The sequence below is a fragment of the Flavobacterium sp. W22_SRS_FP1 genome (assembly GCF_052113685.1).
Taxonomy (GTDB): Bacteria; Bacteroidota; Bacteroidia; order Flavobacteriales; family Flavobacteriaceae; genus Flavobacterium.
Window position 1 is genome coordinate 34,736 of record NZ_JBGQOE010000019.1, and the last position, 13,021, is coordinate 47,756.

Annotated in this window: 14 protein-coding genes; 11 read left to right on the forward strand and 3 right to left on the reverse strand. The window is 33.4% G+C overall.

Annotation, left to right across the window (positions count from 1 at the left end; genetic code table 11):
- Positions 1–16: 16 nt before the first annotated feature.
- The 3 genes from ACEN2H_RS11360 to xrtF are packed head-to-tail and all read right to left on the reverse strand — an operon-like array spanning position 17 to position 1,874.
- Positions 17–853, reverse strand: coding sequence for a restriction endonuclease (locus ACEN2H_RS11360; protein ID WP_441732466.1), 837 nt, complete (start codon positions 851–853; stop codon positions 17–19).
- Between the two features lie 51 nt (positions 854–904).
- Positions 905–1,348 carry an exosortase F system-associated membrane protein gene (locus ACEN2H_RS11365; protein WP_441732467.1) on the reverse strand — a complete coding sequence of 148 codons (444 nt, stop codon included), beginning with the start codon at positions 1,346–1,348 and terminating at the stop codon, positions 905–907.
- Positions 1,323–1,874 (reverse strand): exosortase family protein XrtF, encoded by a 552-nt coding sequence (xrtF, locus tag ACEN2H_RS11370; RefSeq protein ID WP_441732468.1) that lies wholly within the window; start codon positions 1,872–1,874, stop codon positions 1,323–1,325. Before xrtF ends, ACEN2H_RS11365 begins: the two co-directional genes overlap by 26 nt.
- A 72-nt stretch (positions 1,875–1,946) precedes the next feature.
- Here xrtF and ACEN2H_RS11375 point away from each other — a divergent pair, with 72 nt between their 5' ends.
- From ACEN2H_RS11375 to rpe, 11 genes are all read left to right on the forward strand, one after another.
- Entirely contained in the window at positions 1,947–2,402 is a 456-nt protein-coding gene (locus tag ACEN2H_RS11375) for a GAF domain-containing protein (protein WP_441732469.1), read from the forward strand.
- A 26-nt stretch (positions 2,403–2,428) separates the two neighbouring features.
- Positions 2,429–3,382, forward strand: a complete 954-nt coding sequence (locus tag ACEN2H_RS11380; RefSeq protein WP_441732470.1) for an energy transducer TonB — start codon at positions 2,429–2,431, stop codon at positions 3,380–3,382.
- 101 nt (positions 3,383–3,483) lie between these two features.
- Complete coding sequence (gene rpsO / locus ACEN2H_RS11385; protein WP_441732471.1) at positions 3,484–3,750, forward strand: 30S ribosomal protein S15; 267 nt, start codon at positions 3,484–3,486, stop codon at positions 3,748–3,750.
- A gap of 150 nt (positions 3,751–3,900) precedes the next feature.
- The gene (locus ACEN2H_RS11390) at positions 3,901–6,039 is read left to right on the forward strand and encodes a polyribonucleotide nucleotidyltransferase (protein WP_441732472.1); all 2,139 of its coding nucleotides are present in this window, start codon (positions 3,901–3,903) and stop codon (positions 6,037–6,039) included.
- A 360-nt stretch (positions 6,040–6,399) separates the two neighbouring features.
- Positions 6,400–7,872 (forward strand): 1-hydroxycarotenoid 3,4-desaturase CrtD, encoded by a 1,473-nt coding sequence (gene crtD, locus ACEN2H_RS11395; RefSeq protein WP_441732473.1) that lies wholly within the window; start codon positions 6,400–6,402, stop codon positions 7,870–7,872.
- Entirely contained in the window at positions 7,869–8,495 is a 627-nt protein-coding gene (locus ACEN2H_RS11400) for a carotenoid biosynthesis protein (RefSeq protein ID WP_441732474.1), read from the forward strand. Before crtD ends, ACEN2H_RS11400 begins: the two co-directional genes overlap by 4 nt.
- A gap of 1 nt (position 8,496) precedes the next feature.
- Positions 8,497–8,976, forward strand: coding sequence for a sterol desaturase family protein (locus ACEN2H_RS11405; RefSeq protein ID WP_441732475.1), 480 nt, complete (start codon positions 8,497–8,499; stop codon positions 8,974–8,976).
- A gap of 109 nt (positions 8,977–9,085) precedes the next feature.
- A complete protein-coding gene (locus ACEN2H_RS11410; RefSeq protein ID WP_441732476.1) occupies positions 9,086–10,021 on the forward strand; it encodes a class I SAM-dependent methyltransferase in 936 nt (311 codons plus the stop codon).
- Positions 10,022–10,065: 44 nt separating this feature from the next.
- Complete coding sequence (locus tag ACEN2H_RS11415) at positions 10,066–10,773, forward strand: DUF3291 domain-containing protein (protein ID WP_441732477.1); 708 nt, start codon at positions 10,066–10,068, stop codon at positions 10,771–10,773.
- A gap of 190 nt (positions 10,774–10,963) precedes the next feature.
- Positions 10,964–11,827: a sigma-70 family RNA polymerase sigma factor gene (locus tag ACEN2H_RS11420; protein ID WP_007137700.1), complete on the forward strand. Its 864-nt coding sequence runs from the start codon at positions 10,964–10,966 to the stop codon at positions 11,825–11,827.
- 510 nt (positions 11,828–12,337) lie between these two features.
- The gene (gene rpe, locus ACEN2H_RS11425) at positions 12,338–13,000 is read left to right on the forward strand and encodes a ribulose-phosphate 3-epimerase (protein ID WP_441732478.1); all 663 of its coding nucleotides are present in this window, start codon (positions 12,338–12,340) and stop codon (positions 12,998–13,000) included.
- Positions 13,001–13,021: the final 21 nt, after the last annotated feature.

Consider the following 13,021-nt stretch of genomic DNA (forward strand, 5'->3'; position numbering starts at 1 on the left):
TAACGAACTAGATAATTTAAATACATTTGCTCAATTCTCGTGCTTCTTTAAGGACATTCTTTATTCTACTAGAACTCAATCCTATTCTTTCTAATTTATCCGGATTACTGATTAACTCTTTAGCCAAAATTATATCTAGAACTAACAACTTATCTTTTTCAGCAATCGACAGTGTCGTCAAACAGGTCACAGGATAAAGACAATCGATGTCGTTTTTGGTCTTTAAACTGTTATTTTTAGGATAATCCCAGCTTAACAGGTTGAGCCCAGAACATTTTGCAAAATCAATCGCATCTGAGGTAAAACGATTATTAGTAGCAATCCAACATTTAGACATAGTATCTTTTAATGAAAAAATAACATGTTGTTTCTCTTTCAAATCATTAAATCTTGAGAAAACGTATAGAGGGATTTTCACGTCAGAAGAAGCTTCCCTCCTAGAGTGAAATTTACATTCAATCATGACAATAACGTCCTTACTTTTGGCAATAACATCTATTTCATGTGACACACATTTTCCTTGTAAAATCAAATTAGTAACTGTAATGTAACCTTCAGCGGTAAAAAGGCGGGCAATATATTTTTCGAAGAAAAAACCAGCTGGTCCCAATAATCGCAAGCCTTCCCTTAGATTGTATCGTGCTGCATGTGAATTCGCTTCTTTTTTCAATAAACTGAAAGCCCTTTTATAGATCTGTTTTGTAGAAATTCCTTGATAGATCTCGTTGCCTATCTTATGTAAAATATCTTCTACCACAATCTGGCTTGCACCAGATTTCAGTAATGACTTTTTGAGTTTTTCAGGATCAAAATCAACCACATCCCCTGAGTTTTTTACGATTTTTATCTTCATAAAATTTTGGTTATCAATAAAATACAACCAATTAAAGATACATAAAAAAAATTATTTTTGAAGCTTTTGATAATAAAATGCGGGGATAAACAAAAGGATAAATAGGGGTTGAATAAGAAATCTACGAACATAAAAAAGCAAGAGATTATTGTGTTCTGCATAAAAATAAATTGTGGTGTAGAAAGAAAAAAGTAGGGCCACAAAGAAAAAAGCATATAAAATCGCAGCAAACTTGACTATTCCGACATCTTTAAAAAGACTAAAGATCAAGCCTAGTGATAATGCCGTATTTAATCCATAGCGAAACAATAAACTGATGAACAAACGAACAGAGTCGTAAACAGGTAAAGGCAAATCATTAAAATCACTTTTAAAATAGTTCAAAAAAGGATCGTAAAACAAGCTGTCTTCATAGATCCTAATAAGGACAAACGAAACAACAAATAACAGCACAAAAATAAATCTGAGCTTATGAGTCAGCAGTCTTTTTAGCATATAATGAAAATTTATTAACCCAAATCAGCCATAAAATAAAAACAATACCATAAATAAATAGCGGAAAAAAAACGCCGTGTAGCAATCGTTCCTGCTTTGGGAAAAGATCCATCAAAACACATAATGCGGCAATGCGAGCTACATTAAGCAAGTAAATAAACAGGCTACCGCCCAAAACAAAAAACAAAGTGGACTTCACCTTCCCCGAGAATGCAACTACAAATGAAATAAACAAAATAATTACACTAATGCCATTACAACCCTCTATTATTCTGGCCACATACTGTTGATTATAAAGCAATCTAATATAGGGCTCCGAATTATTTTTTACAACATCGGCGTCCACATTAAATACTGTAAGTAACTGCTTTGTGTTTTCGGCTACCAATTCAGTTATCGAATCAATTTTATTCTCACCAAAAAAACCTAAAAACTCTTGATAAATCAAAGCAAGAACAATATAGGTCATGAAAAATTTAGCCAGAAAAAGTAAAAAAGGTTTGTACTGAATAAAATATTTTCTCAAAGTCTATTTTTTAACAGATTTATATAATGTTTGAAAGGTACTTTAAATACTTTTGTATAAAAAAATAAAGATATGACATTTCAGGAATTACAACCAAAAGTAACTGCAATTACAGTAAACACTATCTTTTCGAGAGATGAAAAACTTTTAGCAGTTTGTCAATTGTTACAAGACAATATAGACTATTACAACTGGGTTGGATTTTATTTTGCGACTCAGGAAACTCAAACGCTGCACTTAGGTCCATATGTAGGCGCAGAAACGGATCACACGGTAATACCTTTCGGCAAAGGCATATGCGGTCAGGTTGCTGTTTCTAATAATAATTTTGTTGTCGCGGATGTTGCGGCTCAAGATAATTATATTGCCTGCAGTTTTACTGTAAAATCGGAAGTTGTGGTTCCTCTTTTTGTAAATGGAGAAAATATCGGGCAAATTGATATCGACAGCCATGTTCTAGACCCATTTACTGCAGCTGACGAACGTTTCTTAGAATTTGTGAATCAAGAGATTGCTAAGTTGTACTAAAAGTATTAGGTTTGTTAAAAAACCTAATGAAATCAAATTTTCATCTAGCATTATTATTTTTAATTCCATTTTTATCATTCTCACAAACACCAGTTAGTAAAATCGTTTACTTTGACTCCTTGTGGAAAGAATCAACAGAAGACAATTACAGCTACTATAGAATTATAAAAGATTATTATTCTAAGCCTGACAATGACCTTTACAGTATTTTTGATTATTACAAATCAGGAGTTTTACAAATGGAAGGAACATCCGCAGATAAAGATGTATTAAAACAAGAAGGGCAGTTTGCCTACTACTATGAAAACGGCAACAAAAAAACAATTTCAAAATTCATAAATTGTAGACTAAGTGGCAAACAGTTCAATTGGTATGAGGACGGAAAAGCGAAATCCGAAATTGAATATTTAGAAAATGAAGAGGAGATACTTTCTGACTCTAAAATTAATCAATACTGGAATGCAGAAAACATTCAAACAGTAATTGACGGAAATGGATATTATGAATATTTAGAGAAGGAGTTTTTCGAAAGTGGAAAAGTAAAAAACGGCTTTCATGAAGGGAAGTGGAAAGGAGGGAGCAAAAAACCTAATTATACTTTCGTCGAAAATTACGAAAATGGAAAATTAACCTCCGGCATAAGTATTGACTCTTCAAATATTGAACATAACTATAAAAAAGCACACCAACGTCCTATGCCTAAAAAAGGAATGAATAATTTTTATAGTTACATCGGAAGAAGAATGAGGATTCCTTACGAAGCTCAAAATACTGTTTTTGGGAAAATATACCTAACATTTGTAATTGAAACGGACGGTAGTATTGTTGAAATTAAAATAATAAAAGGACTTGGCTACGGATTAGACGAAGAAGCAATTAGAGTTTTAAAAAACTACAAAGAATGGGTACCAGGAGTTATGAGAGGCATCCCTGTAAGAGTTCTCTACACTCTTCCTATTACAATAGCAAAACAACATTAATTATTAAATTAATTTTAGATTTTTAAAAAATAAATAGTACTTTTGCAGCCGGCTTACAATAGATGTAAATCATACATAAAAATCATTAAACAAATATTGGAATGTATTTAACTAAAGAAATTAAAGAAGAAATCTTCGCACAACACGGAGAAAAAACAAACACAGGAAAATCAGAAGCTCAAATTGCTTTGTTCACTTTCAGAATTGCACACCTAACAGAACACTTGAAAAAAAATCGTCACGATTATAACACAGAGCGTTCATTAGTATTGCTAGTTGGAAAAAGAAGATCTTTGTTGGATTACTTGAAAAAGAAAGAAATCAACAGATATCGTGAGATTATCAAAGTATTGGGTATTAGAAAATAAACAATATAAAAAAGAGGCGCGCGAGTGCCTCTTTTTGTTTTTATATAACAATAAAAAAAGTTTGGTTTTTCATTGGGTTTTAGGCATTAACTACGCAAACAACAACTACAACACAACTAGAACCCATGTTTAACTAAAAAAAATAAATTTATGATTCCACAATTATTTGTAGAAAGTATCGATTTAGGCGATGGAAGAATCATCACAATCGAGACAGGTCATTTAGCCAAACAAGCTGATGGATCTGTAGTAATCAGAATAGGAAAAACTGTTATTTTAGGAACAGTAGTATCAGCAAGAAAAGCAAGTCCAGTGGACTTCTTGCCGTTGACGGTAGATTACCGTGAAAAATTTGCTGCAGCAGGTCGTTTTCCTGGAGGTTTCTTCAAAAGAGAAGCAAGACCAAGTGATAGTGAAGTATTAACAATGCGTTTAGTAGACCGTGTTTTACGTCCACTTTTCCCAAGCGATTACCATGCAGAAGTTCAGGTAATGATTCAATTAATGTCTTTTGACGAAGATGTAATGCCAGATGCATTAGCAGGTTTAGCAGCATCAGCAGCTTTAGCTTTATCTGACATTCCATTCAAAACATTAATCTCTGAGGCTAGAGTTGGAAGAATTGACGGAGAGTTTATTATCAATCCAAGTCGTGCACAATTAGAATTATCAGATATTGATATGATGATTGGAGCTTCTATGGATTCTATCGCAATGGTAGAAGGTGAGATGAAAGAAATTTCAGAAGCAGAAATGGTAGAAGCCATTAAATTTGCACACGGACATATCAAAAATCAAATTTCTGCACAAGAAAGATTGGTAGCTGCTTTTGGAAAAAAAGAAGTTCGTACTTACGACGGAGAAAGAGAAGACGAAGCTATTTACGCTAAAGTAAAAGAAGCATCTTACGATAAAAATTATGCAATTGCAAGTAAAGGTTCTTCAAAACAAGAGCGTACCGCTGCTTTTGACGAATTAAAAGAAGAAGTTAAAGCATTGTTTACAGAAGAAGAATTAGCAGAAAACGGAGATTTAGTTTCTAAATATTTCAAAAAGGCTAATAAAGAAGCTGTTCGTAATGTAACCCTAGATTTAGGAACACGTTTAGACGGAAGAAAAACTAATGAAATTAGAGATATCTGGTGTAAAGTAGACTACTTACCTTCGGTACACGGATCAGCATTGTTTACACGTGGAGAAACTCAAGCATTGGCAACAGCGACTTTAGGAACATCTAGAGAAGCAAACCAAATTGACTCTCCGTCTCAACAAGGTGAAGAAAAATTCTACTTGCATTATAACTTCCCTCCTTTCTCAACTGGTGAAGCTCGTCCTTTAAGAGGAACTTCAAGAAGAGAAGTAGGTCACGGAAACTTAGCTCAAAGAGCTTTGAAAAACATGATTCCTGCTGATTGCCCTTACACAATACGCGTTGTATCTGAAGTATTAGAATCTAATGGTTCTTCTTCTATGGCAACAGTTTGTGCTGGTACATTATCATTAATGGATGCAGGTATCCAAATGATTCGTCCTGTTTCTGGAATTGCAATGGGATTGATTACAGATGGAGATCGTTACGCTGTATTGTCTGATATTCTTGGTGATGAAGATCACTTAGGAGATATGGACTTTAAAGTAACTGGAACTTCTGTAGGAATTACAGCTTGTCAAATGGACATCAAAATTGATGGATTGAAATACGAGATAATGGAAGCAGCATTGGCGCAAGCTCGTGACGGTCGTTTGCATATCCTTGGAAAATTAATCGAAACATTAGCTTCTCCAAAAGAGGATGTTAAAGCTTACGCTCCAAAAATTATTACTAGAAGAATTCCTAATGCCTTTATTGGTGCATTGATCGGACCTGGTGGAAAAGTGATTCAAGAATTACAAAAATCTACTGGAACAACAATTGTTATCAATGAAGATCCAATAACTGAAGAAGGAGTTATTGAAATCTTAGGTACAGATCCTGCAGGTATTGAAGCAGTATTGGCTAAAATTAAGTCAATCACTTTCAAACCAAAAATGAATGAAGCATATGATGTGAAAGTAATCAAAATGCTTGATTTTGGTGCCGTAGTAGAATACCTAGAAGCGCCAGGAAATGAAGTATTGCTTCACGTATCTGAGCTAGCATGGGAACGCACAGAAAATGTTTCTGACGTTGTGAACATGGGAGATGTTTTTCAAGTGAAATACTTAGGTATGGATCCAAAAACAAGAAAGGAAAAAGTGTCAAGAAAAGCACTTATGCCAAGACCTCCACGTGAGGAAAGAAAAGAGTAATCAGATCTTAGTTTACTAAAGGTTCATTTATAAAAAACCCCAATTCATTCATTTGAATTGGGGTTTTTGTTTTAGAACTGTCCGTAAAACAACATTCCTACGAAAAAGCCAAACTAGCCCAAAAGATGAAAGCGATGGTCCAGTAGAAATACAAAAAAAATTAACGAAAGCAAATTTACGTTATGCTTCTTATTCGAACCCAAATTTGTGCAATTGAGATTGGCTTTTTATAATAATATAAACTTGTAGATTTAATTATATTTGGTTTTTAGTTTACTATTTATGGATTTTTTTAACTATTGTTCTACAATTTTCCTCTCAAAAAAAACTAAATTTACATTTTTAATTTAATCAATAAAAATGACTAAAACCGTTGGTGTGATTGGAGCTGGTATAGGAGGTCTTGCATTATCAATTCGACTAGCAAATCAAGGGTTTAAAGTAACTATTTTTGAAAAAAATAGTTACCCAGGCGGCAAATTGAGTGAACTTAATCAGAATGGATTTCGATTTGATAAAGGGCCATCTTTATTTACTATGCCCACACTAGTAGACGAATTGACTGATTTGCAAGGGAGCTCGCATAAATTTGAATACCAGAAATTAAAAGTCATAACTAACTATTTTTATGCAGATGGAACGCAACTAAAAGCATCTGCTAATGTAGAAGAATTTGCAACGGAAGTACATTTAAAATTAAATGAAAATAAAGAAACTGTTTTAAAACACATAAAGCGCAACGCTTTTTATTTTAAAACAACCGAAGATTTATTTTTGAAACAATCACTTCATCAGCTGAAAAATTTCATTAATTTTAGGACAGTAAAAGGTATCTTGTTTGCCCCCTTTTTGGGTTTATTAAGTACTATGCATAAAAAAAATGAAAAAACTTTTTCGAATCCAAAAACGGTACAGCTGTTTAATCGATTTGCAACCTATAACGGTTCTAATCCTTATAAAGCACCTGCCTTAATGAATATGATTTCGCATTTAGAATTTAATCTTGGTGCTTACTTACCTAAAAAAGGCATGCATCAAATTACAACACATTTGGTCAAACTAGCAGAAGAAGCTAATGTGGAAATTAAATATAATACAGCTGTCGAAACCTTAAATGTTGAATCTAATAATAGGATTGCCTCCATTAAAAGTAATGGTGTCAGCTATCCCTTTGATATTGTGGCAAGCGATATAGATATTCATGCACTCTACAAATATTTATTACCCATTTCTTTTACTCCTAAAAAGCTACTTCAACAAGAAAAATCTAGTAGTGCTTATGTTTTTTATTGGGGAATAAACAAAGAATTTGCCGCATTAGGACTGCATAATATTTTGTTCAGTGATGATTATAAAAAGGAATTTGATTATTTGTTTTCAAAACAATTTCCAACAGAAGACCCTACCGTTTATATAAATATTACTTCAAAGTATTGCAAAGATGATGCACCAGAGGGTTGCGAAAACTGGTTTGTAATGGTAAATGTACCGCACAATAAAAGCGAGAGTATTAATTATGCAGCAGCAATTAGAAAAAATGTAGTTGACAAAATTAATATGATGCTGAAAACAGATATCGAAAAATATATTATTAGCGAAAGTACTTTAAGTCCAATTGATATAGAAAACCAAACATCTTCTGTTGGCGGATCACTATACGGTAATTCTAGCAACAATAAATTTGCCGCATTTTTACGACATGCTAGTTTTTCGTCAAGTATTGAAAATTTGTTTCTTGTGGGAGGAAGTGTGCATCCAGGGGGAGGTATTCCGCTATGCCTTTTTAGTGCAAAAATAGCTAGCCAAATTATAGTAGAACAAGAAATGAAATGAAAAAAACATACAAATCATATTTTTTATATTTCTTAATTCTAGTCTATATTTCTGGATCGATTGGGTTTGTAGTCAACCCTTCTTTTTTTAGTCCTTTTACACCTTATACATTATTACTTACTTGTTTTGTTTTTTTAATTCATAGTCCATTAGCAGACAAAAAATTTATATTTGCATTTTTTTCTATTGCAATTTTGGGTTTTATCATTGAAGTAGTTGGGGTGAAAACAGGATTAATTTTTGGGAAATATTCGTACGGCAACGGATTAGGTTATAAATTTATTAATGTTCCTCTGGTCATTTCGATCAATTGGGCAATGCTAATTTGTGCTGGAATCATAGTAGTAAATCGCATCTTTACAAACAAGATAATTGTTTTGGTTTTGGCTGCTTTACTCGTAACCGGTATTGATCTAATTATTGAACAAGTGGCACCTAAACTTGATTTTTGGAAATTTGAAGGTGGATTACCTGATTTACAGAATTATTTGAGTTGGATTGGCGTTGCTTTCTTTACATCTTACCTTTTTTACCCTACGATTATCAAAGGTAATCGTACTGTGTCTTTAATAATATTAATTTTACAAATTATATTCTTCACCTTTTTATTTATATTTATTTGATATGGAAATAATAATTAACACTAGCATAGTTTTAGTCACTTTTATACTAACAGAATTTTCTGCTTGGGCAAATCACAAATACGTAATGCATGGTTTTATGTGGTATTTTCATGCTGATCATCACAAAAAAGACCATAAAAGTTGGTTTGAACGAAATGATTTATTTTTCATCATTTATGCCGTGCCAAGCTGGTTACTCATCATGTTCGGTATGATGAACCAATATGCCTGGTACACTTGGGTGGGTTTTGGTATTTTATCTTATGGCATAGCGTATTTCTTTGTACATGACCTAATAATACACCAACGCTTCAAGGTATTTACTAAAACAAAAAATGTATTTGTTTTAGCGTTGCGTCGTGCGCACAAAATGCATCATAAAAACACTGGAAAAGAAGGTGGCGAAAGTTTTGGAATGTTAATTATTAAGAAAAAATACATTCAAGCTGCCTCTAAACAGTCAAAAAAACTATACACATAACACATTGCACGTATTAATAAATATCTTACTCATTAGTTTAAAGTTTGCGCTTTAGCTTTTGTTTATCGTATAGATAATTCATTGGCTATAAATAAAATTAAACTATCAAATGGAACATACAAATACTGTCAATTGCCCGATTTGTAAAGAAACCGAAACTTCTTATTATATGTCAACAAATGCACTAATGCATGAGCCCAATACTGAGCTTTATGTTTTTAATGTTTGTAATAATTGTGAGACCGTGTTTCTAACAAATCCCGTAGTGCCTGAAAGATTAGTGCAGTACTACACCGAAAACTATTTACCCTACAGAGGTTCTTTAGCATGGGGAAAGTATTTTTCATTTGTCGATAACAGTCAAAAAAAGTTAGATTTAAAGCGCGTTAATTTTGTAAAAAAGCATCTTAAAAAGAACGAGCCTAACCTTAATATTTTAGATGTAGGATGTGGTAATCCGAGTTTTTTAGAATCTTTGCAACAAAAATCACAAGTAAATTGCACTGGAATTGATTTTTCAGATTCGGGTTGGAAAGGTAAAAAATATCCTAACTTGGAACTCAAAAAAGTTTCTATTGAAGATTATGATACTAAGACAGAATTTGATGTAATCACGCTCTGGCATTATTTAGAGCACGACTATAACCCGCATCAAACTATTGAAACACTACATAATTGCCTAAAACAAGGAGGACAAATAATTATTGAAATACCTGATTATAAAAGCATCAATGCAAAAATTCAAAAATCATATTGGCAAGGATGGCATAGTCCAAGGCACCTGTCATTATTAACTAATAAAGGTTTTCCGCTTTTGTTTCAAAAAGATAAATGGAAAATCAAAAAACATTTGCGATACGGAACTCTTGATGCCTTTACAATATGGTGGCTTAGTAGAATGGAAAAAAAAGGGATAGATTGGTCGGGGAATATGTCTAATCATTTTTGGATGCTTGTTCTTTTAAAAGTGGTTACATCCCCTATTTTTGTATTTGAAAAACTATTTCCATTGGGCGTTCAAATTTTAGTGGTTGAAAAAAAATAATCTAATTTACAATCACAAACCCACTCAAAATATAACATAAACTCATGAGCCAAATAACCACTTGTACTTTTTTTAAATTAGAAAGTTTTTCCAACAAACTTTGGGCATTTTCGCAAATGCAATTAGGACACGCTCATTTCAAAAATATTGAAGGATTAGTGTTTTACAAATTATTGGGCTCGGGAGCTGAAAATGGTTTTAGTTCAAAACCAAACTTTGGTACTTATGCATTATTATGTATTTGGGTGTCAGAAATAGATGCAAATAATTTTTTTGAAAAAAATTCCTTTTTTAATAACTATAAATCTAGAAGCTCTGAGTCATTCACCGTTTTTGCACATGCAGCAGAAGCCCACGGAAAATGGGACGGAAAGCAACCTTTTATTTCTCATGCCTCTTTGGCTTTAGATAAGCCCGTTATGGTTTTAACACGAGCCAGTATTCGGCTTTCAAAATTGATTTCTTTTTGGAGAAAAGTTGGTGATGTGAGCAAAAGTTTAGAGGGTTACGATGGATTAGCGCTATCAATCGGTGTTGGCGAATGGCCATTAATACAGCAAGCTACACTAAGCGTATGGAAAACTCAAGCAGAAATGATTGATTACGCTTATAAAAATGAAAAACACAAAGAGGTCGTTCGTCTGACCAGAAAACTCAAGTGGTATAAAGAAGAGCTGTTTGCAAGATTTATTCCTTATAAATTTTTAGGCCAATGGAATGGTAAAAATGTTGAAAATTTTTTAGATCTCTAATCTTATTTTCTTCGAAACTATCATTATGGTAATCAATAGTTTATAAACAATCGCTATTTTTGCAATCTGTTTTTACTGTCTAAATACTGTGTCTAAAGCATAAATTTTAACTATTTTCTATTTTTTGTAACTTTTTTAATGTTCCATACGTATAACTACTTGTACACTTAAAACTTGAGGAGACAAAAACATGAGACAACTTAAAATTACCAAGCAGGTTACTAATCGTGAAACTGCTTCATTAGACAAATATTTACAAGAAATTGGAAAAGTTGACCTTATTACAGCTGATGAAGAAGTAGAATTAGCACAAAAGATTAAAGCCGGGGATCAAAAAGCCCTAGAGAAACTGACAAAAGCGAATTTACGTTTTGTTGTTTCGGTAGCAAAACAATACCAAAATCAAGGACTTACACTTCCTGATTTAATCAACGAAGGAAATTTAGGATTGATCAAAGCGGCTCAACGTTTTGACGAAACTCGTGGATTTAAATTCATCTCCTACGCGGTATGGTGGATTCGTCAATCGATCCTTCAAGCATTAGCTGAACAATCTCGTATCGTTCGTTTGCCTTTGAATAAAATTGGTTCTATCAATAAAATCAACAAAATGTATGCCTTATTAGAGCAATCTAACGAGCGTCCACCATCTGCTGAGGAAATTGCAAAAGAGCTTGACATGACAGTTAATGACGTAAAAGAGTCTATGAAAAACTCTGGTCGTCACTTATCCATGGATGCGCCTCTTGTAGAAGGAGAAGATTCTAACCTTTACGATGTATTGCGTTCTGGCGAATCTCCAAATCCTGACAGAGAATTAATTCACGAATCATTGCGTACTGAAATCGAGCGTTCACTAGAAACACTGACTCCAAGAGAGGCTGATGTTGTTCGTTTATACTTTGGACTTGGTGACCAACACCCAATGACTTTAGAGGAAATAGGCGAAACTTTTGACCTTACCCGTGAACGTGTTCGTCAAATTAAGGAAAAAGCAATCAGAAGATTGAAACATACTTCAAGAAGTAAAATTCTAAAAACCTACCTAGGTTAATTTACAATATCCCCAATTAAAATTTTTAAATTTTAAATCTTTTAATTCAAAATAAACAACAGTTTGATTGACTGTTCGTTTTTTGATTGATGATTGAAACTCCGGCTGATTACCGGAGTTTTATTTTTCATTAATAAAACTCACGGTCGATTCGAGCAAAGCTCTCGGGTATCCGGAGTTTTACTTTTTTAAATAAGGCTCTTGGGTTTACATAATTTTATTTTTTTAATCTGAATTCATTTCAGATTCTCTTCCCTCTTTTTTCTTTTTTCTTCCCTAGCGTATCCCTCCGTAAAAACTTCGGGCCGGGCTTTCCGTTTCAATCTTTTACTTTTTAAAGAAAAAAGTAAAAGGATTTTCACTACAATACCTTACGCGCATCCACGGAAGCGACAACTCACTATTTCTACAATCAGAAATCTTTCCAGTTTGTTTTAAATAACCTAATTTTGTAAAAACAACAACTTTATAAAGACGCGCTGCAGTGTGTCTCAACACAACAACTACACAATGAAAAACACAATAATTGCGCCTTCAGTTCTGGCAGCCGATTTTGGAAACCTGCAACGCGACATCGAAATGATAAATGCAAGTGAAGCCGACTGGTTTCACATTGACATCATGGACGGTATTTTTGTACCAAACATATCATACGGAATGCCCGTTTTGGAAGCGATTAGCAAACATGCCAAAAAAACAATCGACGTGCATTTGATGATTATCGATCCGGATCGGTATATCAAAACTTTCGCTGAGTTAGGTGCCAACATACTTAGTGTACATTATGAAGCCTGCACGCACTTGCACAGAACGCTACAAGCTATTAAAGCGGAAGGAATGAAGGCTGGAGTAGCAATTAATCCACATACTAACATTGATTTATTAGAAGACACCATTAATGACATTGACCTAGTCTGTATCATGAGTGTAAATCCAGGTTTTGGAGGTCAATCTTTTATAGAAAACACTTATACTAAAGTGAGAAAACTAAAAGATTTGATCATTAGAAAAGGAGCATCCACTATAATTGAAGTCGATGGTGGTGTAACCAACCAAAATGCAAAACAATTAGTAGAAGCCGGGGCAGATGCTCTAGTGGCCGGCAGCTATGTTTTTAAAGCTACTGACCCAATAGCAACTATTGCTGATTTGAAGAAGTTGACAACGATATAATAATAAACAAAGTCCCTTAAT

Bases quoted from the DNA above. Each gene is read 5' to 3' on its own strand.
- ACEN2H_RS11360 (WP_441732466.1), bottom strand. From the start codon at position 853: ATGAAGATAAAAATCGTAAAAAACTCAGGGGATGTGGTTGATTTTGAT.
- ACEN2H_RS11365 (WP_441732467.1), bottom strand. From the start codon at position 1,348: ATGCTAAAAAGACTGCTGACTCATAAGCTCAGATTTATTTTTGTGCTG.
- ACEN2H_RS11375 (WP_441732469.1), top strand. From the start codon at position 1,947: ATGACATTTCAGGAATTACAACCAAAAGTAACTGCAATTACAGTAAAC.
- ACEN2H_RS11380 (WP_441732470.1), top strand. From the start codon at position 2,429: ATGAAATCAAATTTTCATCTAGCATTATTATTTTTAATTCCATTTTTA.
- rpsO (WP_441732471.1), top strand. From the start codon at position 3,484: ATGTATTTAACTAAAGAAATTAAAGAAGAAATCTTCGCACAACACGGA.
- ACEN2H_RS11390 (WP_441732472.1), top strand. From the start codon at position 3,901: ATGATTCCACAATTATTTGTAGAAAGTATCGATTTAGGCGATGGAAGA.
- crtD (WP_441732473.1), top strand. From the start codon at position 6,400: ATGACTAAAACCGTTGGTGTGATTGGAGCTGGTATAGGAGGTCTTGCA.
- ACEN2H_RS11400 (WP_441732474.1), top strand. From the start codon at position 7,869: ATGAAAAAAACATACAAATCATATTTTTTATATTTCTTAATTCTAGTC.
- ACEN2H_RS11405 (WP_441732475.1), top strand. From the start codon at position 8,497: ATGGAAATAATAATTAACACTAGCATAGTTTTAGTCACTTTTATACTA.
- ACEN2H_RS11410 (WP_441732476.1), top strand. From the start codon at position 9,086: ATGGAACATACAAATACTGTCAATTGCCCGATTTGTAAAGAAACCGAA.
- ACEN2H_RS11415 (WP_441732477.1), top strand. From the start codon at position 10,066: ATGAGCCAAATAACCACTTGTACTTTTTTTAAATTAGAAAGTTTTTCC.
- ACEN2H_RS11420 (WP_007137700.1), top strand. From the start codon at position 10,964: ATGAGACAACTTAAAATTACCAAGCAGGTTACTAATCGTGAAACTGCT.
- rpe (WP_441732478.1), top strand. From the start codon at position 12,338: ATGAAAAACACAATAATTGCGCCTTCAGTTCTGGCAGCCGATTTTGGA.